The organism is Ancylobacter moscoviensis, from assembly GCF_007559435.1.
GTDB lineage: Bacteria > Pseudomonadota > Alphaproteobacteria > Rhizobiales > Xanthobacteraceae > Ancylobacter > Ancylobacter moscoviensis.
Map to the genome: position 1 here is coordinate 1,188,157 of NZ_VMBP01000001.1, position 22,715 is coordinate 1,210,871.

The window sequence follows — 22,715 nt, forward strand, 5'->3', positions numbered from 1 at the left end:
GGCGAACGGGAACCGTCGGTCGGCGGAAGTGTAGGGAAAGCTGGTGCTGCGAGAGAGGATTGAACTCTCGACCTCTCCCTTACCAAGGGAGTGCTCTACCACTGAGCTACCGCAGCGCTGGCCGGTCGACGGAGCGGCCCGTCGAGGCGCCGGGACGTTTGCCACAGCCCGCCGGCCGGCGCAAGCGTCGGGCGTGTAATTCCCGCGAGGCTGTGCATGCCTTTCCCTCCACCCCGGCTTTCCGCGGCGCGTGCCGCTGTTCCGAGGGCATCGTCGGCGCGGGGCTCTTCCGTCCGTTCCGCGCGCGCATTATGGCTTGGAGGGACGATCACAGGAGAGCGGGATGAGCGGCCCCGATGATGCCGTGCGCGCCGAGCGCCTCGCGGCGGCGCTGCGGGAAAATCTCAAGCGGCGCAAGCAGCAGGCGCGGGGCCGGCAGGCCGGTCCGGCCGGGACGGAGGCCGAAGCGGGCGCCGCCGCCGCCCCGGAGCCCGGCGCGGCCGACAAGGACGGCGGGGAGCGCTGAAGGACGGCGAATTGTCCCGCCCCGCGACATGCTCTAGACCAATAGGCAAACAAAGGGCGGTGGCGCCACGAATCGGCCCCATCGCTTCGTCATTGCCGCCGCTTCGAGCGCCGGCCGCGTTCCCGATCCCCTCCGCACCCGCGTGGGGCCGGACGCGGGCCGTGCGCGCCGCTCCCGGCTGGAAGGAGAAGTGAACCTTGGACCGTATCCGCATCGTCGGCGGCAATCCGCTCAACGGGTCGATCCCGATTTCCGGCGCCAAGAACGCCGCCCTGCCGCTGATGATCGCGGGTCTGCTGACCGACGAGAAGCTGGTGCTGGAGAACGTGCCGCGCCTCGCCGACGTGTCGCAGCTCCAGCGCATCCTCGGCAATCACGGCATCGACATCACCGTCAACGGCAAGCGGCGCGGCGACGATGCCTATGCCGGCCAGACGCTGGAGATCGACGCGCGCGTCATCGTCGACACCACCGCGCCCTATGACCTCGTCTCCAAGATGCGCGCGAGCTTCTGGGTCATCGCCCCGCTGCTGGCGCGCATGGGCGAGGCCAAGGTGTCGCTGCCCGGCGGCTGCGCCATCGGCACGCGCCCGGTGGACTTCCACCTCGACGCGCTGCGCGCGCTCGGCGCGGAGATCGAGATCGACGGCGGCTATGTGCTCGCCCGCGCCCCGAAGGGGCTGAAGGGCGCGCGGATCGACTTCCCGAAGGTTTCGGTCGGCGCCACCCACACGGCGATCATGGCGGCGAGCCTCGCCGACGGCGAGACGATCATCGAGAACGCGGCGCGCGAGCCGGAGATCGTCGACCTCGCGGACTGCATCAACGCCATGGGCGGGCGCATCGAGGGCCACGGCACCTCGACCGTGCGCATCACCGGCGTGCCGCGCCTGAAGGGCGCGCGCCACTGCGTGCTGCCGGACCGCATCGAGACCGGCACCTACGCCATGGCGGTGGCGATGACCGGCGGCGACGTCCTGCTCTCCGGCGCGCGGGCGGACCTGCTCGATTCGGCCCTCGACACGCTGCGCGAGGCCGGCGCGGAGATCACGGTTTCCAACCAGGGCCTGCGCGTGAAGCGCAACGGCGCGGGGATCGCGCCGGTCGAGGTGACGACGGCGCCGTTCCCCGGCTTCCCGACTGACCTGCAGGCGCAGCTCATGGCACTCACCACGCGGGCGCGCGGCACCTCGAAGATCACCGAGACCATCTTCGAGAATCGCTTCATGCACGTGCAGGAGCTGGCCCGCCTCGGCGCCAACATCCATCTCGACGGCGAGACCGCGACCATCGAGGGCGTGGAGAAGCTGAAGGGCGCGCCGGTGATGGCCACCGACCTGCGCGCCTCGGTGTCGCTGGTGATCGGTGCGCTCGCCGCCGAAGGCGAGAGCATGATCCATCGCGTCTATCACCTCGATCGCGGCTTCGAGCGGCTGGAGGAGAAGCTCTCCGCCTGCGGCGCCGAGATCGAGCGCATCGCCGGCTGAGGGCCGTCTACGCACTCTACCGAGGGTCGCTCCCGGTCCCCTTGCCGTGCACGCGCATCGACGCCATCTGGGCGGCAGACGGCGTTGCACGGATGTTCCGCCGGGTAGGGCGCGGCGCCGGTAGGTTGGGCGCCGGCGGGGTATGCTTGCGGAGATGAGGACATGGCCGGGCTGAAGCTGATTGCGCTGGACGGTGAGGATCTGGCGGTGCTTTCGGTGCACCTCCAGGATGCGATCGTCGGGATCGCGGACATGACCTACCTGCCGAAGGAGCGGCGTTTCGTGCTGCTCGCCAACCGCTTCGACTGGGAGAAGGCGATCCAGGCCGAGGCGATGGCGGATATCGAGGAGCCGGCCGACGGAGTGCCGGTGGCCTTGGCGGCCACGCATACCGCGCCGAATGCCGCGCCCTGCGTGCGGCGCCGGGCCGGGCTGCGTTTCGAGCGGGTGCTCGGGGCGCGCGTGCGCGGCATCGACCTCACGAAGAAGCAGGGCGTGCTGAACCTGCTGGCGCTGACCTTCGAGGAGACGGACGCCCCTTCCGGCACCGTCACCTTCCTGTTTTCGGGCGGCGCCGAGGTCCAGCTCGACGTCGAGTGCATGGAAGCCGGGCTCGAGGATCTGGGGCCCGCCTGGGACGCCAAGGGCACGCCCTGCCACGACTGAGAACGGCGCGCCCGCCTGCGTGCCCTCTTGTGTTCCGCGAGCCCGGTTGCGATAGGACAGGCGACCGATCGCCCGCATGGCCGGGCGTGACGTGAATCCGCGCCCGCAAGCCTGCGCGCGAACCGTTCCGCAGGCTTCCGACCCGCAGGCTTCCCGACCCGCAGGACCCGACATGCCGCTCCGCCTCGATACACGCTCCCCTGATTTCTCCGAGCGCTTCCGCGCCTTTCTCGGCACCAAGCGGGAGGTCTCGCAGGATGTGGCGCAGGCGGTGGCCCGCATCGTCGAGGATGTGCGCACGCGCGGCGACGCGGCGCTGGTCGAGCTGTCCCGCCAGTTCGACCGTGTCGATCTCGGCGCGCTGGGCATCCGGGTCTCGCAGGAGGAGATCGGCGCGGCGGTAAAGGCCGCCGATCCGGCGACGCTGGAAGCTCTGCGCTTCGCGCACCAGCGCATCCGCTCCCATCACGAGCGTCAGCTTCCCGCGAGCGGGCGCTATGTCGATGCCGCCGGCGTCGAGCTGGGGCATCGCTGGACGCCGGTGGATGCGGTGGGGCTTTACGTTCCCGGCGGCACGGCGGCCTATCCGTCCTCCGTGCTGATGAACGCCGTGCCGGCCAAGGTGGCGGGGGTGAAGCGCCTCGCCATGGTGGTGCCGGCGCCCGACGGCAAGCTCAACCCGCTGGTGCTCGCTGCCGCCGATCTCGCCGGCGTCGACGAGGTGTACCGCGTCGGCGGGGCGCAGGCCGTGGCCGCTCTCGCCTACGGCACGCAGACCATCGCGCCGGTGGCCAAGATCGTCGGCCCCGGCAACGCCTATGTGGCGGCCGCCAAGCGGCATGTCTTCGGCACGGTCGGCATCGACATGGTGGCGGGGCCTTCCGAGGTGCTGGTGATCGCCGATGGCGAGCAGAACCCGGACTGGATCGCCGCCGACCTGCTCGCGCAGGCTGAGCATGACACGGCCGCCCAGTCGATCCTGATGACCGACGATGCCGCGCTGGCCGAGGCGGTGATCGCCGCGGTGGAGCGGCAGCTCGCCACCCTGCCACGCCGCGACATCGCGGCGAGGAGCTGGGACGAATTCGGCGCCGTCATCACGCTCGCCAGCCTCGACGAGGCGCCGGCGCTCTCCGACCGCATCGCGCCCGAGCATCTGGAGATCATGGCGGCGGACGCCGAGGCGCTGGTGGAGCGTATCCACCATGCCGGGGCGATCTTCATCGGCGCCCATACGCCGGAGGCCATCGGCGACTATGTCGGCGGCTCCAACCACGTGCTGCCGACGGCGCGTTCGGCGCGCTTCTCCTCGGGCCTGGGCGTGCTCGACTTCCTGAAGCGCACCTCGATCCTCAAATGCGGGCCGGAGCAGCTGCGTGCGCTCGGGCCGGCGGCCATCGCGCTGGGCGAGGCGGAAGGGCTCGGCGCCCATGCCCGCTCGGTGGCGATCCGGCTCAATCTCTGACGGGCGCGCGATGGGGCAGGCCGATCCGCACGTCGATCCGCACGCCGATTCCCGCCGCCTGGTGGCGGTGACGCTGGACAGCCATTCCATTGGCCGCTCCAGCAGCGATGTGGAGCATGAGCGCGCCGTCGCCATCTACGATCTGCTGGAAGAGAACAGCTTCACGCCGCTGGGCGACGGCGAGCCCGGCCCCTACTGCCTCGCCATCTCGCTGGTCGACGGCCGGCTGGTGCTCGACATCACCCGCAGGGACGGCGTCCCCGTGGTGCAGCACCATCTCTCGCTGAGCCCGCTGCGCCGGGTGGTGCGCGACTATTTCCTGGTCTGCGAGAGCTATTACTCCGCGATCCGCACCGCGACGCCGTCGCAGATCGAGGCGATCGACATGGGCCGGCGGGGCCTGCACAACGAGGGCTCGGAGCTGCTGCGCGAGCGGCTGAAGGACAAGATCACCCTCGATTTCGGCACGGCCCGGCGCCTGTTCACGCTGGTCTGCGCTCTGCACTGGAAAGGCTGAGCGTGTCGGCGGCCGGCGTCGACGGGGTAGCGGCCGGTCCGGCGCCGGTCCGGCGCAGGGAGAGGCCGCAATCCGTGCTGTTCATGTGCGGGCAGAACAGCGTGCGCTCGCCCATGGCGGCGGTGCTGGCGCGGCATCTGTTCGGCCGCTCGCTTTATGTCGGCTCGGCCGGTGTCATGAAGGGGGAGATCGATCCTTTCGTCACCGCGGCCATCGACGAGATCGGCCTCGACCTCACCCGCCACCGGCCGCAGACGCTGGAGGAGCTGGAGGAGAACGAGGGGCTCGCCTTCGATCTCGTCATCACCCTGTCCCCCGACGCCCATCACCGGGCGCTGGAGCTTACCCGCACCAACGCCATTGATGTCGAATACTGGCCGACCCCCGATCCGACCCTGGCGAGCGGCAATCGCGAGCAGCGCCTCGACGCCTACCGCGCCGTGCGCGACGAGCTGGAGAACCGCATCCGCCTGCGCTTCCGCCAGCCCTGAGGACGGTGTGCGCAGCAAGGGCGTTCTTTTTTTACCGGACATGGACTAGCTTGCCGGCCGATTGAACCGTCGGAGTTGCCGGCGGAAGAGGAGTTGATGCGTGAGCGCCCGCCCGAAACTGGTGCTGGCCTCGGGTTCACCGCGCCGGCTGGCGCTGCTCGCCCAGGCCGGAATCGAACCCGACGCCCTGTTGCCGGCCGATATCGACGAGACCCCCGAGCGCGGCGAGCTGCCGCGCCGGCTCGCGCTGCGCCTCGCGCAGGAGAAGCTGACCGCGGCCGATGGCCGGCGCAAGGCCGGCGGTGAGCATGAGGGCGCCTATCTGCTGGCCGCCGACACGGTGGTGGCGGTCGGCCGGCGCATCCTGCCCAAGCCGGATCTGGCCGAGGAGGCGGCGGACTGCCTGCGCCTGCTCTCGGGCCGCGCGCACCGCGTCTATACCGGTCTCGCGCTGATGACGCCGAAGGGCGGCGTGCGCACGCGCCTCGTGGAGACGCGGGTGCGCTTCAAGCGCCTGTCGCGCGAGGAGATGGACGCCTATGTCGCCGCGCGCGAGTGGCAGGGCAAGGCGGGCGGCTATGCCATTCAGGGGCTGGCCGGAGTATTCGTGGTGAAGCTGGTCGGCTCCTACACCAATGTGGTGGGCCTGCCTCTGGCCGAGACCGTGGCGCTGCTCGCCGGCGAGCGCTTCCCGGTCCATCAGCGCTGGGGCAATCCCGAGTGAGGGGAGGGCAGGCATGAGCGCCGACAAGCCGGCCCGCAACAAGATCGTCCCGCCATGCCCGATCTGCGGCAAGCCGGCGGTGGAGCAGTACAAGCCCTTCTGCTCCAGCCGCTGCGCCGATGTCGACCTGCACCGCTGGCTCACCGGCGCCTATGCGATCCCGGTGACGGAAGACGACGACGAGGATGGCGAGGAGCCCTCGCTCGCCCCGAAGCCGCCGGAAGGGCGCTGAGATCCGGCCCCGGCGGCGGAATGGCGGGTATTGGGGAAAGACGGATTTTCCCGAGGGCGGGATATGGACAGGGCGCGGTCGAGACTCTATAACCCGCCCGCTCCGCACGGCCTTGAGGCCGCTGCCGGCTACGCCCAGGTAGCTCAGTTGGTAGAGCATGCGACTGAAAATCGCAGTGTCGGCGGTTCGACTCCGTCCCTGGGCACCATTTCCCTGATCTTTTGTCTTTCCGCGCCTCTGGTGCTTTCGAGGGCATGAACTGCCTGAACGGCGCCATGCTGATAGCCGACGGCATTCAGGGCGCGACCGTCTCGAAGATCAGCGCCCAGTTGTCGAGGCGCCGGGTCTGGCCCATCGCGTCGACATAGGAACCTTGCTCGCCGTCGCTGTCGCGCAGATTGCCGCGCGGGCCTTCCAGGCGTCCGGTCCTCTCGGGATCGCCGGGGCGGCCGAAGGCGTAGGTCAGGCGGCTTCCGCTCGGCGGGGGCTCGGCGAAGGAGATGACGATGCCGTCGGGCGCCGTGATCCTCACGCCGGTGATGGCGTCGGGGCGTAGCTCGCCGTTCGGGTCCCACAGGTCGAAACCCATATGGGGCGCCGCCGCGACGCGGCCGGTGTCGAAGGCGAGCGGGCCGCGGGGCACGGCGAAGCGCAGGCGAACCTCGCGGCCGTTCCAGTCCGCCGCGGCGAGATCGAGGGCGAGCGGGGGCACGGGGGCGCCGGTCTCGCGCGCATGGACCAGCCGGGCGAGGGCGCGGCCGTAATATTTGCCGATCTCCTGATAGGTGAGGTTGGTCGCGTGCACATCGTCGCGGAAATCGCCGATGTAGAGCGGCAGCACGCAGAAAATGGACGGGTTTTTCCGCGCGGCCTCGCGCAGGGCGAGGGCGATCTCCGGCCGCCGGGGCGTCTCCGGGCGGCCGCGGGCGAGATAGGCGAGGTGGCTGGCCGGCTGGTAGGTCAGCAGCGGCGGCTGCCAGTCCTGGCCCGAGAGGCGCGCCGCGTCGGCGGCGATCGCCGCCGCGAGCTGCTTCAGCCGGGCGACATAGGTCTCGCGGGGCGTGCCGTAGAGCTGGTCGGTCTCGCCGTGCGACCAGAGGGTGGCGAGATAGCGATAGCCGCGGCCCTCGGCGCGGGCGAGCGTGTCTCCCGCGCCGATGAGCTGGAGCAGCCCGTCATAATTGGCCTTTCCGGGCAGCAGCGCGGCGAGGCGGGCCCCGGCCCGGCCGGCGCTCGATCCGAGCAGGGCGACGTCGAGGCGGTCGGGCTCGATGCCGCGCAGGGCGGCCAGCGTGCGCACGAACATGTCGGCGGCGGCGGCGATGCCGGTCTCGCCGCGGCTGCGGTCGTCCGTCTCGACCAGCGGGACCAGCGCGTCGAGACGCGCGGGCCCCTGGAGCGGCCGCCGGATGCCCTCGGCGAACATGAGGCTGCCGAAGCTCGGCCGGGTCGTCACGGCCGGGGTGCCGAGCACGCCGACCGAGAGGCTCTGGCCATAGCCCATGATCTGCCAGATCGGCCGCGTGTCGTCCGCGAGGGCGCTCCGGCCGGATGCAGCGACCCAGAAGAGGACGAGCACCGCCGCCGGCAGCCACCCGGCCCGGCGTCTCGTCGCGGGCACGGTCCGGGCGCGGATCAGTGCGAGGCGGCCGCGTGCGCGGGGGCCAGGCCCTGGGCGGCGCGGCGCTGGGCGACGCGCTCGCGAATGCGCGCCTGCTTGCGCTGCAGGCGGCGCTCCTCGCGCTTGGCCTCGGCGATCGACGCCGCGCTCACCTCGTCGCCGGCCTCGCCCTTCTTCCGCGTCGCCACGGCGGAATGGCCGAGCGTGCCGATGAGCTTGTCGAGGCGCTGGGCCTTGCGCAGCGAGGACTGGAGGTCCGCCTTGGGCAGCGAAGGATCGCAGAAATAATGCTCGAAGATCTTCATGTTGAAGTCGAGCACGTGGCGATAGACGTGGCGCCGGTCTTCCGTCCACTGATGGCTGAAGGCGTACATGACGATGTCGTAGCTCGGGAAGTAGAACAGCCGCTCGTCGGACGCTCCCGCTTCCTGGATGAACTCGTCGATGGCCGAGCGGATCGTTGCCTTGGAGACGGCGTTGGCCGAAAGGCAATTGACCGGCCGGAAGGTGGCGGTGAGCGGGATCGGCGAGACGGTGAAGACGATCGTCGCTTCCGGCCGGAAACGCCGGATCAACTCATGGATGGCCCTGATGTTGGTCAGGGTCTCGGCGTGCGTCGCCACGCGGAACTTGTGGCGCGAGGGATCGTAGCGGTCCTTCGGAATGGCGCGCCAGAACACCTCGCCGGTCGGCTCATCGTACCAGATCTCGCTGAGGCCCAGGGTGATGACGAACACCTCGGCGGTGTCGAACAGTTCCCGGGTGTCGGCCCGCGCCGCCTCGCTGTAGCCGAACTCCTCGGCGCTGTAGCCGTGCCACAGGTCGAGCGCCGGGGTCTTGTTGAGCCACGCCCATTCGAACTGCTGGCGGATGGCGTAGGTATGGACCATGCCGTCGCCCATCTTCGTCACGTAAGCCTTGTTGTCCTTCTTGGTCAGGACATTGAAGCCGCGATCATGAAGATGATTGCTGATATTGGCGGCGAAGCAGGAACCGAAGGCGACGATCGGCGTCGATTTCGTCACAAATCCGGTCTTGGGCATCCAGCCATGAACCAGATACTGGTCGATGACATAGTTTTTCTCAAGAGATCCGTCGTTGGGGTAAAAGTTCGTCGTCGAGCCGCGGAAAAAAGACCCGCTGGTCTTACGTTCCACTCCGTCCTGCATAATGGTAATCGTGCCCATGCCATCCCCCTGAGGAACGAGATTGGAAGCTTTTGACAGACTGCTTCAATATTCGTAGCGGCCGCCAAGTCGCCACGTCAAGATTTTTGCTAAAAATTGCCTCATTGTTTTATTTGCCGTCTTATATGTTCTGACTTCGAATTAATTTCGAAATTATACTACTGGGGTTGTTTCTGCAGATACCTCCATCGTCCCCTGAACCGCCCCTCTTTTTCAAGGTATTATATTAAGGTAGGGCGATTTCGGTGGGGGCGATACCGGAAGCGCTGCCCTATCAGGGGCGGAAGTCGCGCCGGGGCGGCCGGAAGGCCGGTCGCCGGATCTCGTCAGGGAATCGCGTCGCGCGAGGTCATGGCGCCGACGACGAAGGCGAGGTTGGCCGCGCCGATGAGCGCGGCGGCATGGGCATCCGCCTGCGCCTGCCGGGCGTCGAGCAGCCCGCTGTCGGCCGCCGTCGCGGCGGTCACCGTGCCGACGCCGTTCCGGTAGGCTTCGAGCGCGGCGTCGTAGGTGGTCGAGGCGGCGGCGGTCAGGGCGCTTGCCGCCTTGTAGGATTCGAGCGCGGTGCGCAGCGCGTTGCTCGCGGCGACGATCTCCGTGACCGCCAGCGTCTGCGTGCGCTGGAAGGTGCTTTGCGCGGCGTCCGTGCGGGCCTGGGCCTGCTTGAGCTGGGCGGCGCGCAGGCCGGCATCGTAGAGCGGCACCGTCGCGCCGATCAGCACGCCCGAGCCCGTCGCCTGCTGACCGATATTGGGCAGGCCGTTGGCGTTGAAGCTGCCCTGGCCGGTGGCCACCCCGCCGGCGACGAAGACCTTGGGCATGAACTCGGCTTCCGCCGCCTTGATGCCGGCTTGGCTCGCCAGCAGCGCCGAATAGCTGGCCGCCACGTCCGGCCGCTGGGCGAGGGCGAGCTTGATCATGGAATCGATCGGCACGTTGGTGGCGGCGGGCAGGCGCTGGTTGCCCGCATCCTCGACATGGAGGCGCAGCGTGGCGTTGACGCCCATGGCGGCGATCAGCGCCTGATAGGCGTCGCGCTCCTGCCCTTCGGCCTGCACGCGCCGCAGCTCGGACTGCGCGACCTGCTGGCGGGCCTGCGCCACCTCCACCGTGGTCGCGAGGCCCCTCGAGAGCCGGTCCTCGGCGGCGGCGCGGATCGCCGTGCTGTTGCGCAGCGTCTGCCGGGCGATGCGCGTGCGCGTTACCGCGGCGCCATAGGTGTAGTAGGAGCGCGTGACGTCGAAGATCAGCCGCTGATGCTCGCCGTTGAACAGCACGTTGGCGGCGATGGCGCCCTGTTTCGCCGCGTCGGCCACCGCGGCGCGCTGGCCGAAGTCGAACACCAGCCATTGCAGGGCGATGGAGGGAGAGACGCCCTCGGCGGTCGTGTCGAAGTAGCGCTGCGTGCCGACCGGCACCCGCACCGGCGTCTCGGCGGTCTGCCGGCCGCCGATGACGTTGGCGGTGATCAGCGGCAGATAGGTCGCCTCCACCATGCCGACCGCCAGCGCCGCCTCCCGCGCCCGCTGCCAGGAGGCACGGGTGACCGGGTTGTTGCGCTGGGCGATGTCGATCAGTTCGGGCAGGCGATAGGGGCGGTCGGCATCGATGTCCGGCGTCTGCGGCATCATCGCCAGCTCGGGATTGGCCGGCACCCGGAAGTCGGGCGCGCCGCGGGGCGTCGTGGGCGCGGCCGCCGGGGACGGCTCCCCCTGCGCGCTCCAGATGCCGTTCTCCTTGCCGTTCGGCGCCCAGGGCGTGTCGGCGCTCGGCGAGGCCATGTGCACGGCGTTGGGGGCGCAGGCCCCGAGCGCGAGCGACAGGCCGAGGAGAAGGACGGGCAGGAGCGGCCGCATCAGCTCATCACCGCCCGTTGCAGCCGGTCGAGGCGGCGGCCGATCGTGCCGGGGGCGTCCGTCTGCGGGACGCCGGCATCGCCGGTGCCGCCGTCGATCCGGGCGGCGAGGGAGGCAAGGCGCGCGGCGGCACCGGGCAGCGCCTCGCGGCTGAGATAGATGTCGCGGCCGAGCGCGGCGATCTCTTCGCCCGCCGCCCGCAGCTTGGCGGTGGTCTCCGGCGTCGGGCGGATGGCGCGCGGCTCGAAGGGCAGCAGCGCCAGCGCCTCCTCGGCCTTGCCGACCTCGTTCTCGACCAGCGCCGCGTCGGGAACGGCGCCGGCCCGGCGTTCCGGCGCCAGGGCGGCGAGGCGGGAGAGCCCGTCGAGCGCCGCCTTCAGATGCGCGCGGGCTGCCTTCTCGATCGGCATTGGCCAGAGGTGGGTGAAGATGAGGTAGACCACGACATTGCCGAGCAGGATGCCGACGATGCGATCCCATCCGGAATCGAGACTTGTGCCGGGGCTGAAGCCCTGGATCACCGTCAGCAGGAAGGCGAGGCCGATCTGGACCCCGCCATAGGCGATGCGTTCGGGTCCGGTGGACACCCAGGCGGCGATCAGCATGCAGACGAAGACCAGCGCCATCAGCCCGCCGACGCTTTCGAGCTGCGGTATGACGAACAGCACCGATCCCATGCCGAGGGTCGCGCCGATCAGGCAGCCGACGATGCGCAGGCCGAGCTTGTGTACGGTCTCGCCGGTCGTGCCCAGCGCCGCGACGTAACAGGTGATCATCGCGGTGTGGATGCCTTGCCAGTCGAGGCCGGTATAGATCAGGTAGCAGATCATCGCCGCCGCCGTGGTCTTCAGGGCGAAGCGCTGATAGTCCGGGTTGGTAAGGGCGTCGGGAAAGAAGAAGGGGGGCTTGGGCGCGGCCACCACCTCCGGCTCCGGCGCGCCGGCCAGCACGGCGAGCGCCGCGATGAGTTCGCGCTCGGCCGGGTTTGCCGGCTCCATGGTGGGCATGGCAGGCATGTGCCCTGCTTCCAGCGCCGCAGCGGCGGCGCGGATGGCGTCGACCAGAGCCATGCGTCGGGCCGGTGGGGTATCTTCCGGCAGCGCCGAGGCGGCGAGCATCAGACGGTAGCCGGCGCGGACGTCGCTGGCGACCTGCTGGGCCGGGTTGCGCGGCACCAGATTGAGGACCCTCACCGAGGCCGCCTGCTGCAGCAGGGCGCCGTTGTCCGCGCGCATCAGCTCGGCGAGCTCGGCGTGGCGGGCCGGTGCGCCGGAGGAGATGGCGTCGGCGGCGGTGGCGAGCCGCCGCAGCAGCGTGCCCTTCAGCAGCCGCACGGGCGACAGGCCGACGGCGAGGTTGAACACCACCATCCAGGCCATCGGCATCGCGACCATGTACCAGGCGTAGCGCAGCGCGATGCTGACCGCATCGCCGAGCGGGGCCATGTAGACCAGCGAGAGCACGAAGGCGATGACGAGGCCGACGATCCCGCCCATCTCGCCGAGCTGGCTCGCCGCGCCGATGTAGAGAAAGACGAAGGAGGCCAGCGCCATGGCGAGCATCAGCACCAGCGGCGAGACGATCACCAGATTGATCACCCAGATCATCAGCGCCACGACGATGGTCACGACCACGATCAGCCCGATGCCGGTGCCGATATTGATCACGGCGTCGGGCTTGGACAGGAAGATGACCAGGTAGCAGCTGATCGCCGCCTCGAAGGTGCCGTACATCATCGCCGTGCCGACGACGAGCGCGCAGAGCAGGGCGATGCGCCAGGTCAGCGCCGCCCGGAACGGAAAGGGCGCGAGGTCGACGCGGAGCTGGGCCAATAGCGGGGGCTTCTTGTGCTCCGCGACGTCCGGCGCGATGACCTCGGCCATCAGCAGCGCTCGCCGTGGTGGACGATCGCCACCGCCGATCCGCCCATGCGCATCAGGCCCTCCGGCGGATCGATCAGGCGGATGCGTACCGGGAAGCGCTGCTCGATCCGCACCCAGTTGAGCGACTTCGGCACATAGGGCAGGCCGCGCGGCACGCTCAGCATGTCGGTGGAGATGACACCCCAGCCGATGCCCTCGACCGTGCCGGCGATGGCCACGGACCGATCGGCAAGGGCAAAGACGCGGGCGCAGTCCCCCACCGCGATTGCCGGCAGCTCGGTCTCGCGGAAGGAGGCGCTGGCGTACCAGTGGCTCGTGTCGATGAGGGTGAAGATCGATTGTCCCGGCGCCACGATCTCGCCGGTCGTGATGGAGAGGCCGACCACCCGCCCGTCATGGGGGGCACGGACCTCCGTGTTGGCGAGGCTGCGCTCGGCGATGGCGAGGGCCGCGCGCCGCGCCTCCACCAGCGCTTCGGACGCGTCGATGGTGCTGACGAGGCTGTCCGCCGCCTCGGCCTGCTTCAGCGCCTGGGCGAGACTGGTGCGGGCATCGTCGCGGGCGGTACGGGCATCGTCCACCTGCTGCGCGGTCACGTAGCCCTTGGGCAGCAGCGGCGTGAGGCGGGCGAGCGTCTGCTCGGCCAAAGCGAGATTGGTGCGCGCGCGGGTGATCTGCTGGCCGGCGATGGCGGCGTTGGACTGCTCGGCGGCGATGGTGCGCTTCTGCGCGTCGCGGGTCGCCTCGGCGATCCGGAGATCCGCGCGGGCCTGGTCGGCGGCGAGGCGATAGGGCTCGGCATCGATGGCGAAGAGCAGGTCGCCCTTGGCCACCTTCTGGTTCTCCGCAACCGTGAGGGTGACGATCCGCCCGGGCACGGTCGAGGCGATGTTGACGATGCTGGCCGTGAGGACCGCGTCCTCGGACAGCGGATTGTTTTCGGCGCGGGTGAAGTAGAACCAGCCGGCGGCGATGGCGCCGACGATGATCAGCGCCGCGACGGTGGAGCCCGCGAGGCTCCGGCGATGGGAATAGGCGGAGGGCGCCATGTATCAGCGCCCGTAGGCAGTGAGCGCGACGATGAAGCCGATGGCCGCGGCGAGGCAGGTATAGACCAGCAGGCGCCAGGGCAGCACGTCGTCGATGCCGAGCCGGACGAACAGGCCGCGCACGGCGACGGCCCCGACCACGCCGATGCTCGTGCAGACCAGCCAGGAGGGAAAATAGGCGCCGAACAACGGCAGGGACGGGCTGGCCGGCTCCGCGCAGCCGCCAAGAGAGAACGCGGCGAGACCGATCCATCCGGTTGCGCGAAGGCGGGCCGGATTGCCTCCTCGCGGGCGTCGCCGTCGCATTCCGATGTCCCCCACCTGTCCCCGGAAGCCACAGTTACCAGCGCCCGACGGCCGATCCAACCCCGGCGGCGCCTCCTTCCCCGGAAGCGATGCGCCCCGTGCATGGCGGCGGGCCTCAGCCCTTGACGCCGCTGTAGCAGCCGCGTCCCACCGCGCAGAGCCTGCCGGCCGCATCGTAGACGTCGACATCGGCGAGGCCGACCGTGCGGCCCGCCTTGCGCACCTTCGCCACCGCCTTCAGCTCGGCGCCGCGCGCGGGACGCAGATAGTCGACGCGGAAGTTGATGGTCGGCACCACGCCGCCGACGCCGATCGCGATGGCGAAGTCGCCGGCCGTGTCGATCAGCGAGGCGATGGGGCCGCCATGGAACATGTCGTCGTCGCCCGCCCGGAGGAATTCCGGGCGGGAGGGCATGGTGACGACGACCTCGCCGGCCTCCACGTCGATGGAGACGACCTTGAGGCCGGAGAATTTGATGAAGGGGGAGCTGTCGATCGCGTCGTTCAGCAGCTTTTCGGGAGAGGGAGCAGAGCTCATCGGGGATTTTCCGTCGAATGGGATGTGAAGGCGCGTCACGCGACGCGCAGGACCGCCTTGCCGAAGACCTTGCGGTCGATCAGTTCCTGCAGCGAGACCGGCAGTTCCTCCAGCGGACGGACGGAGGAGATCTGCGGCTTCAGCCGGCCCTGCGCCACCAGGTCCAGCAGATCGACGAGATCGCCGCGGGACCAGCAGTTGGAGCCGACGATGCTGATCTCGAACGACCAGATGAAGCGGATGTCGGTCTTGGGGTCATAGCCGTTGGTGGCGCCGCAGGTGAGCACGCGCCCGCCGCGGCGGACGCAGCGCAGGGCGCGCGGCCAGTCGTCGCCGCCGACGAAGTTCACCACCACATCCGCGCCGCCGCCCTCGTCGAAGACGCGCGGCTTGCCCCAGAGCGCCTGCGTCGCCTTCACGAAGTCGGCTTCCGAGGTATTGATGACGTGATCGACGCCGATGGCGCGCAGCTGCTTGGCCTTGGTGGCGGATGAGGTGGCGGCGGCGACCTCCGCTCCCGCCAGCTTGGCGAGCTGCACGCTGCACACGCCGACGCCGCCGGTGGCGCCGAGCACCAGCACCTTCTCGCCCGCCGCGATCTTCCCGCGCTCGCGGATCATCCGGTAGGCGGTGCCGTAGGCGATGGGCAGCGCGGCGGCGTCCTCGAAGGACACCGCGTCCGGCAGCGGCACCAGATTGATCGCCGGCACGGCGACGAACTCGCAGGCGCCGCCCCGTACCGTCTCGCCGAAGACGCCGGTATTGCCGACCAGCGGATCGACCAGCACGCGGGTGCCGATCGGAATGCCCGCGATGGCGCTGTCCGGCCCGTAGGCGACGACCTCGCCGGCGATGTCGCCGCCCGGGATCATCGGCAGCGGGGTGTTGATGCCCGGAATCCGGGCGAGGATCATCGGGTCGAAGCCGTTGAGCGCCACGGCGCGCACGCGCACCAGCGCCTGCCCCTGGGCGGGCTCGGGGCGCGGCAGGTCCGCGACCTTCAGGTTCGAGACGGGACCGTGTTCTTCGAAGATGACGGCTTTCATGCGTCGTGTTTCCCAAGCTCGGGCTCTGTTCATCGGCCCTTCGATGGCAGGAAGACCGGCCGGAGCGCGCGAGGGCGCCGGCCGGCGGTCGTGGAGCGGCGCTCAGGCGGCGCCGAGATAGGCCTTGCGGACCTGCGGGTCGGAGGCGAGGTCGGAGGCGGTGCCGGAAACCGCCACCCGCCCGTGCTGGAGCACATAGGCGCGGTCGGCCAGCTCCAGCGCCATGCGCGCGTTCTGCTCCACCAGCAGGATGGTGATGCCCTGCGCCTTCCAGCCCTGAAGCACCTCGTAGACCTGGTCGACGAAGCGCGGCGACAGGCCCATGGAGGGCTCGTCGATGCACACGAGGGTCGGACGGCGCAGCCAGGCGCGGGCCAGCGCCAGCATCTGCTGCTCGCCGCCGGACATGGTGCCGGCGAGCTGTGAGCGGCGCTCCTTGAGGCGCGGAAACGCCTCGTAGACCCGTTCGAGGTCGCCGGCGATCTCGCGCGCCTCGTGCCGGCGCGGATAGGCGCCGAGCAGCAGGTTCTCGTAGACCGACATTTCCGGGAAGACGCGCCGGCCCTCGGGGACGCTGGCGACGCCGCGGGCGATGATGGCGTCGGGGCGCTGCCCGTTCACGGGGGCGCCGTCGAGCGTGATCGTGCCCCTGGAGGGGCGGACCAGCCCGAGCACCGACTTGATCGTGGTGGACTTGCCCGAAGCGTTGCCGCCGAGCACCGCCACCACTTCCCGCGCGCCGACCGTCAGGCTGACGCCGAACAGGGCCTGCACCGCGCCGTAATGGACGTCGATGCCGTCGACGACGATGCGGGGATCGGTTTCAGCCATGGTGCGCGTCCTGGAAATTGGCGCCCGACCGGGCGCGGCCGAGATAGGCCTCGACGACTTCCGGGTGGTCGAGGGCGTGGTCGGGCTTGTCCTCGATCAGCACGCGGCCCTGATTGAGCACCACCACCCGGTCGGCGATCCGCCGGACCATGGAGAGTTTGTGCTCGATCACCAGGATGCCCATGTCCGGGTGGGTCCGGCGCAGGTCGAGGATGAGGTGGGTGAGTTCCTCGGTCTCGGTCGGGTTCATGCCCGCGCTCGGCTCGTCGAGCAGCAGGTAGCGCGGCTCGGCCGCCAGCAGGCGGGCGATCTCGAGCCGGCGGCGATTGGCGTAGGAGAGGCCGAGGGCGGGTTGGTCCCGGCGCGGCCAGAGCCGGTCGCCGAACAGCTTCAGCGCGGCCTCCGCCGCCGCCTCCTGCGCCGCCACGCGCCGCCGCCAGAAGGGCAGGCCGAGCAGGGCGCCGGCGCTTTCCGTCACCGGATCGATCAGCCGGCCGGAGCGGGTCTCGATGAGCCCCGCCTGCACCCCGACGAGCACGCTGTCCCAGACCGTGAGCGCCGGGAAGACGCGCGAGGTCTGGAAGCTGCGTCCGACGCCGAGCCGCGCGATGCGGTCCGGCGGCAGGTGGTCGGTGCGTACCCCGTCGACATGGATCGTGCCGCTGTCGGCCCGGTCCACGCCGCTGATGAGCTGGATCAGCGTCGACTTGCCGGCGCCGTTGGGGCCGACGATGGCGACGGTCTCGCCGCGGGCCAGCTTCAGGCTCGCGCCGTCGACGGCCTTGAGGCCGCCGAACACACGCGAGACGTTATCGACGACGATGGCTTCGCCGGTCATCAGCGTGCTCCCAGCAGGCCCTGCGGCCGCACGCGCAGCGCGACGAGCAGCAGCAGGCCGTAGACGATCATCCGCCACTCCGCGAAGCCGCGCAGGAACTCCGGCAGGATGGCGAGGGCGAAGCCGGCCAGGGCGGCGCCGGTGAGATTGCCGAGCCCGCCCAGCACCGCCATGGTGAGGACGAGGATCGAGGTCTCGACCGTGAAGCTCTCCGGGCTGACGACCTGCTGGACATAGGCGAACAGCCCGCCGGCGAGGCCCGCCAGGGCGCCGGAGACGGCGAAGGCCAGCAGGATGTAGCGCCGCACCGGCAGGCCGGCCGCCAGCGCGGCGAGCCGGTCCTCGCGGATCGCCCGCCAGACCCGCCCGATGGGCGAGGAGACGTAGCGCTCGGCGATCACCAGGGCGACGGCGGCGAAGCCGAGCACCAGCCAGTATTTCTGCTCCGTCGTGGCGAAGCGCAGGCCGCCGAGCAGTTCCAGCACGGGGTGCGGGATGTTGAGGATGCCCATCGGGCCGCGCGTCACCGACACCCAGTTGAGGAAGACGAGGAAGCCGATCTGGCCGATGGCGAGCGTGCCCAGCGCCGCCGTGTGGCCGGTGAGCTTGAGCAGCGGTATGGCGGCGACGACCGCGACGAGGGCGGTGAGGCCGATGGCGATGGCGAGCGTCGCATCCGCCGGCAGCCCGTAGGGTCGGGCGAACACGCCGACCGCATAGGCGCCGACGCCGAAGAAGGCCGCCTGCCCGATGGACAGGATGCCGACCGAGCCGGACACGAGGCTGGTGCTCGCGGAGAGCAGGGCGAAGATGAAGCCGTAGATCAGCGCCTGCAGCACATAGGTGCTGGAGACGACGAGCGGGACCAGCGCGAAGGCCGCGCCGACCGCGAGGAAGCCCCAGGGCGGCAGGTAATAGGCCCGCAGCGCCGATTGCTGGCTGGAGGAGGAGGCGAGCAGGCTCGTCGTCGGCATCGCGCCGGCCGCCGCGCCCGCACCGCCCAGCGCGTCCAGCCGCCCGCCGCCGAGCAGGCCGTTCGGGCGCACCAGCAGCATCAGCAGGAGCAGGGTGAAGGCGATGGCGTCGCGATAGCTGTCCCCGACATAGGCGCTCGCCAGCGTTTCGCCGATGCCGAGCAGCAGGCCGCCGACCACCGCGCCGGGGATGCTGGCGAGACCGCCGAGCAGCGCGGCGGCGAAGCCCTTCAGCCCGAAGGGGATGCCCATCTGCGGGAAGACGCTCTGGAAATACAGCGCGACGAGGATGCCGCTCAGCGCCCCGAGCGCGCCGGCGAGGCCGAAGGCGATCTGGCGCATCACGTCGGTGCGGATGCCGAGCTGCGCGGCGGCCGAGGCGTCCTGTGCCGTGGCGCGCAGGGCCCGGCCCGTCCAGGTGAAGGAGACGAACAGCGTCAGCGCCACCGTGGCCGCCGCGCCGAAGCCGAAGATCACGAGGTCGGTGACGGTGATGTAGGCGTTGCCGATGAAGAAGGTCGTGCTGGAGATCGAGGCCGGGAAGGGCTGGCTCTCCGGCGACCAGACGATCTCCGCCGACTGGTCGATGATGGTGCTGATCGCCAGCGTCGAGAGGAACGGCGCCACATAGGGCGCGCCGATCAGCGGCCGCAGGGCGATGCGCTCCAGCAGCAGGCCGAGGATCGCGACGATGACGACGGAGACGGCGGCCGCCGGCACCAGGGGCAGCCCGAACCACGCGATGGCGGAATAGGCGATGAAGGCGCCCAGCATGAACAGCGCGCCCTGCGCGAAGTTGATGATGTTGGCGACGCCGAAGACCAGGCTGAAGCCGAGGGCGATCAGCGCATAGACCTGGCCGATGGCCAGACCGTTGAGGATCTGGCTGAGAAACAGCTCCATGGGAGGGATAGCCTTGAGTGGGCACGAATTGAAGGGCGCGAAAGGAAAGAACGCCGCCCTCCATCTTCCGGAGGGCGGCGTCCGCGTCGGAATGGCCGTCAGTAGAGGACGTAGGCGCCGTTCTTGATGATGATGAAGGTGCTCTTCTTGTTCACCTCGCGCTCGTCATCGTACTTGGTGGTCCCGGTCAGGCCCTCATAGGCGGGCGCCGAGGCGATGGCGTCGCGCACGTTCTCGCCGGTCAGCGGCTTGCCGGACTGCAGCACCGTACGGATGGCGTTCACGCCGACCGCGATCGAGTCGTAGGCGAGGGCCGAGTACTGGTCAGGAAGGCGGTTGTACTTCGCCTTGTAGGCGTCGACATAGGCCTTCACCCTGGGGTCGTCGGCGAAGAACGAGGTGTAGAGCAGGATGCCCTCGGCGTCCTTGCCGGCAAGCTCGAGGAACTTGGGGTTGCTCAGCGGGTCGGGCGAGCCGATGGGCGTGGTCACGCCCGCCTGGCGCAGCTGCTGTACGAAGGCGGAGGCTTCCTGATAGTGCACGGGCAGGAAGATCACGTCGGGGTTCAGCGCCTTGATCTTGCTGACCAGCGGGCGGAAGTCGCGCGCGTTCGGTGCGATCGGCTCGATCAGCACGACCTCGCCGCCGCGCTGCTCGATGGCGGCCTTGGTGAGGTTGGCGGTGGTCTGGCCCCAGTCGTCCTGGAAGAACGGGATGGCGATCTTCTTGCCCTTCAGCTTGTCCACTACCAGCTCGGCGTGGAGCGGGGCGAGCTTGTCCTGCCGGGTGTTCTGGCGGAACTGGTAGGGGCTGAACTTCGGGAAGTCCGGGTGCGAGGATGACGGGCTGACCTGCGGGATCTTCGCTTCCGTCAGGATCGGCGCCGCCGCGAGCGAGGCGGTGGTCGAGAAGGAGCCGACGGCGAAGACGAGGCCCGGCGTGTTGGCGAACTTCTGGGCGATGCTCGCGGCCTCCTTAGGGGAGTTGCGGTCGTCCTCGTAGATGACCTCGATCTTGCGGCCCTCGATGCCTCCGGCGGCGTTCACCTGCTCCTCGAAGAGCTGCACCGATTCGCGGAAACGCTCGCCGAAATTGGCCAGATTGCCGGTCAGCGGGGCGAAGAAGCCGATCTTGATCGGGTCGGCCGCCTGCGCCGGCACGCCGGTGGTGGCGAGGCCGAGGACAAGGGCGATGCCGGCGGTCGCGCGGCGGAATGTCATTTCAAACTCCGTAGTCTACTAAGTCTGTAGACATTATTTTACAGCGCATTATTCTGTCAATCGACGCCGTGGTGCATCGCAGCATCATTTCCGCTCGCACCGGCTCCACGGCCCAGAAACGTAAGAAATCGGGATAAGACAGCGATGGCGAACAACCTCTCCGATGTGCTCTTCGGCGGCAGGGAGGGCGATCTGGCACTCGTCGAATCGACGCAGGCCGGGGTGCGCAGCTTCACCTATGGCGAGCTCAACGACCGCGTGAACGCGCTCGGCCGCGGCTTTCGCTCACGGTTCGGCGGAAAGCCCTTCCGCGTGGCCGTGCTCGCGCGCAACAGCGCCGACTATGTGGTGATCTATTTCGCCGCCATGCGCGCCGGCGGCGTCGTGGTGCCGTTCAACTGGCGGGCCAGCGACGAGGCGATCGACTTCCTGCTGCGCGACGCGGCCATCGACCTGATCCTCACCGACGACGAGGCGCGCCACGGACGGCGGCCGAACGCCGTCCGGATCGGCAGCGCCGCCTGGGAGGCGCTGCACGATGCGGGGCCGCTCGATCCGGCGCCGGTCGGCGAGGACGACATCGCGCAGATCCTCTACACCTCGGGCTCGACCGGCACGCCCAAGGGCGTCCCGCTTTCGCATGCGGGGCAGTACTGGGCGGTGGAGGAGGGGGCGAAGCTCGTCGCCGATCCCGCATCCTATCGCGTGCTTGTCGCGGCCCCGCTGTTCCACATGAACGCGCTCTTCAACATCAAGCGCACCTTCCACACCGGCGGCAGCGTGGTCGTGCTGCCCGGCTTCACGCCGGCGGGATTCGCCCGCGCGGTGGACACGTTCCGCTGCGACTGGGTCTCCGGCGTGCCAACGATGATCGCCATGCTCGCCCGCCATCTCGGCGACGAGGTGCCGCGTGCCTTCGCCCGCGTGCGCTTCCTCTTCATCGGCTCGGCGCCCTATGGCGACAATCTGGTCGCCAGCGCCCGTCGCCTGTTTCCCAATGCCGAGATCGCCAATTTCTACGGCACCACCGAGGCCGGGCCGACGGTCTATGGCCGCCATCCCGACGGCCGGCCGACGCCGGCCCTGTCCTGCGGTTATCCGCTCATCGCGGAGAATGTGCGCCTCGTCGCGGCCGATGGCTCGCTGGTGACCGGGGAGGGCGAGGGCACGCTCCACATGCGCACCCCCGCCACCATGACGGGCTATCTCAACCGCCCGGAGACGAGCGCCGCTGTTCTCAAGGAGGGCTGGTACGACAGCCGCGACATCATCCGGCAGGATGCCGACGGGTTCCATTATTTCATCGGCCGCGCCGACGACATGTTCATCTCCGGCGGGCACAACATCTATCCCGCCGAGGTCGAGCGGGTGCTGGAGCAGCATCCCTCCATCGAGCAGGCCATCGTCGTGCCGGTGCCGGACGAGCTGAAGCACGAGGTGCCGGCGGCCTTCGTCGTCGCCCGCGGCGGCGCGCCGGTCGACGCGGCGGCGGTGAAGGCGTGGTTCATCGAGCAGGCCGATCCCTATCTCCACCCGCGCCACATCTTCGTCGTGCCGGAGATCCCGCTCGCCCAGACCAACAAGGTTGACCGTTCGCGGCTGAAGGCGGAGGCTGCCGCCCGCGCCGGTCGCCAGCAGGCAACGGCGGCGTGAGGTTGGGATGACGACCCTTTCCATTCTTGAGCGGCGCCGGATCGAGGCGGAGATCGTCAAGCCGATCTACGAGGAACTCGTCGCCCGCTTCGGCGCCGACGAGGCCAGGGCGGTGATCGGCAAGGCGGTGCGGGAGAACTCCGTCCGGCAGGCGGCCTCGTTTCGCGCCGAGCTGGGGGAGCATTCCGGTCTCGAGGGTTTCTATTCGACCCTGCACCTGTGGACCATGAACGGGGCGCTGGAGATCGAGGTGACCGAGCAGTCCGCCACGGCGCTCGACTACAAGGTCCATCGCTGCCGCTACGCCGAAATGTACCGGGAGATGGGGCTGGCCGAGATCGGCCATCTGCTCTCGTGCCAGCGCGACGCGGTGTTCTGCAAGGGCATCGATCCGCGCATCGAGCTGGAGCGTACGCAGACGATCATGGAAGGCGCGGGCCACTGCGACTTCCGCTACCGGCTGGCCGAGCCCGCGGCCACGGCGGCCGACTGATCGCAGGAAGGGAGCGGGCGGCGCGTCGCGGCTGTCCGTCGCCTTTTCCCGCGCGGGCGTTACTTGATCGCCCAATGGTGCAGGCATTCCTCGCACATCTCGCCGTTCTCGCCGTGCGGGCACGTATGGACATACGGGTCCGCCAGCCAGTGCCATATGCGCGAGATGATCTTCAGCATCAACGTACTTTGTCATGGTGGAAATCTATT

22 protein-coding genes and 2 tRNA genes are annotated in these 22,715 nt (G+C 69.6%); 11 read left to right on the plus strand and 13 right to left on the minus strand.

What is annotated here, in order from left to right:
- Nucleotides 1-41: 41 nt before the first annotated feature.
- Nucleotides 42-116, minus strand: a tRNA-Thr gene (locus FO470_RS05515).
- Between the two features lie 227 nt (nt 117-343).
- Between FO470_RS05515 and FO470_RS05520 the strand changes: the two genes are divergently transcribed.
- From FO470_RS05520 to FO470_RS05560, 9 genes are all read left to right on the plus strand, one after another.
- Complete coding sequence (locus FO470_RS05520; protein ID WP_144341867.1) at nt 344-526, plus strand: hypothetical protein; 183 nt, start codon at nt 344-346, stop codon at nt 524-526.
- A 197-nt stretch (nt 527-723) separates the two neighbouring features.
- Nucleotides 724-2,013 (plus strand): UDP-N-acetylglucosamine 1-carboxyvinyltransferase, encoded by a 1,290-nt coding sequence (gene murA / locus FO470_RS05525; protein ID WP_144341868.1) that lies wholly within the window; start codon nt 724-726, stop codon nt 2,011-2,013.
- Nucleotides 2,014-2,175: 162 nt separating this feature from the next.
- Nucleotides 2,176-2,679 carry a DUF2948 family protein gene (locus tag FO470_RS05530; protein WP_144341869.1) on the plus strand — a complete coding sequence of 168 codons (504 nt, stop codon included), beginning with the start codon at nt 2,176-2,178 and terminating at the stop codon, nt 2,677-2,679.
- A gap of 172 nt (nt 2,680-2,851) precedes the next feature.
- Nucleotides 2,852-4,144 (plus strand): histidinol dehydrogenase, encoded by a 1,293-nt coding sequence (hisD, locus tag FO470_RS05535; RefSeq protein WP_144341870.1) that lies wholly within the window; start codon nt 2,852-2,854, stop codon nt 4,142-4,144.
- 10 nt (nt 4,145-4,154) lie between these two features.
- A complete protein-coding gene (locus FO470_RS05540; RefSeq protein ID WP_144341871.1) occupies nt 4,155-4,661 on the plus strand; it encodes a UPF0262 family protein in 507 nt (168 codons plus the stop codon).
- An 83-nt stretch (nt 4,662-4,744) separates the two neighbouring features.
- On the plus strand, nt 4,745-5,152 hold the full coding sequence (locus tag FO470_RS05545) for an arsenate-mycothiol transferase ArsC (protein ID WP_186291865.1): 408 nt from the start codon (nt 4,745-4,747) through the stop codon (nt 5,150-5,152).
- 100 nt (nt 5,153-5,252) lie between these two features.
- Nucleotides 5,253-5,876, plus strand: coding sequence for a Maf-like protein (locus tag FO470_RS05550; protein WP_144341873.1), 624 nt, complete (start codon nt 5,253-5,255; stop codon nt 5,874-5,876).
- A gap of 13 nt (nt 5,877-5,889) precedes the next feature.
- A complete protein-coding gene (yacG, locus tag FO470_RS05555) occupies nt 5,890-6,108 on the plus strand; it encodes a DNA gyrase inhibitor YacG (protein ID WP_144341874.1) in 219 nt (72 codons plus the stop codon).
- Nucleotides 6,109-6,240: 132 nt separating this feature from the next.
- Nucleotides 6,241-6,316: transfer RNA gene (locus FO470_RS05560), tRNA-Phe, on the plus strand.
- An 87-nt stretch (nt 6,317-6,403) separates the two neighbouring features.
- On the opposite strand, the gene FO470_RS05565 is transcribed toward FO470_RS05560, so the two are convergent.
- From FO470_RS05565 to FO470_RS05620, 12 genes are all read right to left on the minus strand, one after another.
- Nucleotides 6,404-7,729, minus strand: coding sequence for a hypothetical protein (locus tag FO470_RS05565; RefSeq protein WP_144341875.1), 1,326 nt, complete (start codon nt 7,727-7,729; stop codon nt 6,404-6,406).
- Between the two features lie 14 nt (nt 7,730-7,743).
- Nucleotides 7,744-8,754, minus strand: coding sequence for a GSCFA domain-containing protein (locus FO470_RS05570; RefSeq protein WP_244616471.1), 1,011 nt, complete (start codon nt 8,752-8,754; stop codon nt 7,744-7,746).
- Nucleotides 8,755-9,242: 488 nt separating this feature from the next.
- On the minus strand, nt 9,243-10,772 hold the full coding sequence (locus FO470_RS05575) for a TolC family protein (RefSeq protein ID WP_144341877.1): 1,530 nt from the start codon (nt 10,770-10,772) through the stop codon (nt 9,243-9,245).
- Nucleotides 10,772-12,655: an FUSC family protein gene (locus FO470_RS05580; RefSeq protein WP_144341878.1), complete on the minus strand. Its 1,884-nt coding sequence runs from the start codon at nt 12,653-12,655 to the stop codon at nt 10,772-10,774. The genes FO470_RS05575 and FO470_RS05580 overlap by 1 nt, the downstream gene beginning before the upstream one ends.
- Nucleotides 12,655-13,704, minus strand: coding sequence for a multidrug transporter subunit MdtN (mdtN, locus tag FO470_RS05585; RefSeq protein ID WP_144341879.1), 1,050 nt, complete (start codon nt 13,702-13,704; stop codon nt 12,655-12,657). The genes FO470_RS05580 and mdtN overlap by 1 nt, the downstream gene beginning before the upstream one ends.
- A gap of 3 nt (nt 13,705-13,707) precedes the next feature.
- The gene (locus tag FO470_RS05590; protein ID WP_144341880.1) at nt 13,708-14,010 is read right to left on the minus strand and encodes a YtcA family lipoprotein; all 303 of its coding nucleotides are present in this window, start codon (nt 14,008-14,010) and stop codon (nt 13,708-13,710) included.
- A gap of 115 nt (nt 14,011-14,125) precedes the next feature.
- Nucleotides 14,126-14,548 (minus strand): PaaI family thioesterase, encoded by a 423-nt coding sequence (locus FO470_RS05595; protein WP_144341881.1) that lies wholly within the window; start codon nt 14,546-14,548, stop codon nt 14,126-14,128.
- A 35-nt stretch (nt 14,549-14,583) separates the two neighbouring features.
- A complete protein-coding gene (locus tag FO470_RS05600; RefSeq protein ID WP_144341882.1) occupies nt 14,584-15,594 on the minus strand; it encodes a zinc-binding dehydrogenase in 1,011 nt (336 codons plus the stop codon).
- A 102-nt stretch (nt 15,595-15,696) separates the two neighbouring features.
- Nucleotides 15,697-16,425 (minus strand): ABC transporter ATP-binding protein, encoded by a 729-nt coding sequence (locus tag FO470_RS05605; protein WP_144341883.1) that lies wholly within the window; start codon nt 16,423-16,425, stop codon nt 15,697-15,699.
- Nucleotides 16,418-17,263, minus strand: a complete 846-nt coding sequence (locus tag FO470_RS05610; RefSeq protein ID WP_144341884.1) for an ABC transporter ATP-binding protein — start codon at nt 17,261-17,263, stop codon at nt 16,418-16,420. The genes FO470_RS05605 and FO470_RS05610 overlap by 8 nt, the downstream gene beginning before the upstream one ends.
- On the minus strand, nt 17,263-19,140 hold the full coding sequence (locus tag FO470_RS05615; protein WP_144341885.1) for an ABC transporter permease: 1,878 nt from the start codon (nt 19,138-19,140) through the stop codon (nt 17,263-17,265). Before FO470_RS05615 ends, FO470_RS05610 begins: the two co-directional genes overlap by 1 nt.
- Before the next feature lie 98 nt (nt 19,141-19,238).
- On the minus strand, nt 19,239-20,360 hold the full coding sequence (locus FO470_RS05620; RefSeq protein ID WP_144341886.1) for an ABC transporter substrate-binding protein: 1,122 nt from the start codon (nt 20,358-20,360) through the stop codon (nt 19,239-19,241).
- 144 nt (nt 20,361-20,504) lie between these two features.
- Between FO470_RS05620 and FO470_RS05625 the strand changes: the two genes are divergently transcribed.
- Both FO470_RS05625 and FO470_RS05630 read left to right on the plus strand, forming a co-directional pair.
- A complete protein-coding gene (locus FO470_RS05625; protein WP_144341887.1) occupies nt 20,505-22,013 on the plus strand; it encodes a class I adenylate-forming enzyme family protein in 1,509 nt (502 codons plus the stop codon).
- Between the two features lie 7 nt (nt 22,014-22,020).
- Nucleotides 22,021-22,506, plus strand: a complete 486-nt coding sequence (locus tag FO470_RS05630) for an L-2-amino-thiazoline-4-carboxylic acid hydrolase (RefSeq protein ID WP_144341888.1) — start codon at nt 22,021-22,023, stop codon at nt 22,504-22,506.
- The last annotated feature ends 209 nt before the right edge of the window (nt 22,507-22,715 follow it).

Coding starts and splice junctions, on each gene's coding strand:
- FO470_RS05520 (WP_144341867.1), top strand. CDS start 344: ATGAGCGGCCCCGATGATGCCGTGCGCGCCGAGCGCCTCGCGGCGGCG.
- FO470_RS05530 (WP_144341869.1), top strand. CDS start 2,176: ATGGCCGGGCTGAAGCTGATTGCGCTGGACGGTGAGGATCTGGCGGTG.
- hisD (WP_144341870.1), top strand. CDS start 2,852: ATGCCGCTCCGCCTCGATACACGCTCCCCTGATTTCTCCGAGCGCTTC.
- FO470_RS05540 (WP_144341871.1), top strand. CDS start 4,155: ATGGGGCAGGCCGATCCGCACGTCGATCCGCACGCCGATTCCCGCCGC.
- FO470_RS05545 (WP_186291865.1), top strand. CDS start 4,745: ATGTGCGGGCAGAACAGCGTGCGCTCGCCCATGGCGGCGGTGCTGGCG.
- yacG (WP_144341874.1), top strand. CDS start 5,890: ATGAGCGCCGACAAGCCGGCCCGCAACAAGATCGTCCCGCCATGCCCG.
- FO470_RS05575 (WP_144341877.1), bottom strand. CDS start 10,772: ATGCGGCCGCTCCTGCCCGTCCTTCTCCTCGGCCTGTCGCTCGCGCTC.
- FO470_RS05580 (WP_144341878.1), bottom strand. CDS start 12,655: ATGGCCGAGGTCATCGCGCCGGACGTCGCGGAGCACAAGAAGCCCCCG.
- mdtN (WP_144341879.1), bottom strand. CDS start 13,704: ATGGCGCCCTCCGCCTATTCCCATCGCCGGAGCCTCGCGGGCTCCACC.
- FO470_RS05590 (WP_144341880.1), bottom strand. CDS start 14,010: ATGCGACGGCGACGCCCGCGAGGAGGCAATCCGGCCCGCCTTCGCGCA.
- FO470_RS05595 (WP_144341881.1), bottom strand. CDS start 14,548: ATGAGCTCTGCTCCCTCTCCCGAAAAGCTGCTGAACGACGCGATCGAC.
- FO470_RS05600 (WP_144341882.1), bottom strand. CDS start 15,594: ATGAAAGCCGTCATCTTCGAAGAACACGGTCCCGTCTCGAACCTGAAG.
- FO470_RS05605 (WP_144341883.1), bottom strand. CDS start 16,425: ATGGCTGAAACCGATCCCCGCATCGTCGTCGACGGCATCGACGTCCAT.
- FO470_RS05610 (WP_144341884.1), bottom strand. CDS start 17,263: ATGACCGGCGAAGCCATCGTCGTCGATAACGTCTCGCGTGTGTTCGGC.
- FO470_RS05615 (WP_144341885.1), bottom strand. CDS start 19,140: ATGGAGCTGTTTCTCAGCCAGATCCTCAACGGTCTGGCCATCGGCCAG.
- FO470_RS05620 (WP_144341886.1), bottom strand. CDS start 20,360: ATGACATTCCGCCGCGCGACCGCCGGCATCGCCCTTGTCCTCGGCCTC.
- FO470_RS05625 (WP_144341887.1), top strand. CDS start 20,505: ATGGCGAACAACCTCTCCGATGTGCTCTTCGGCGGCAGGGAGGGCGAT.
- FO470_RS05630 (WP_144341888.1), top strand. CDS start 22,021: ATGACGACCCTTTCCATTCTTGAGCGGCGCCGGATCGAGGCGGAGATC.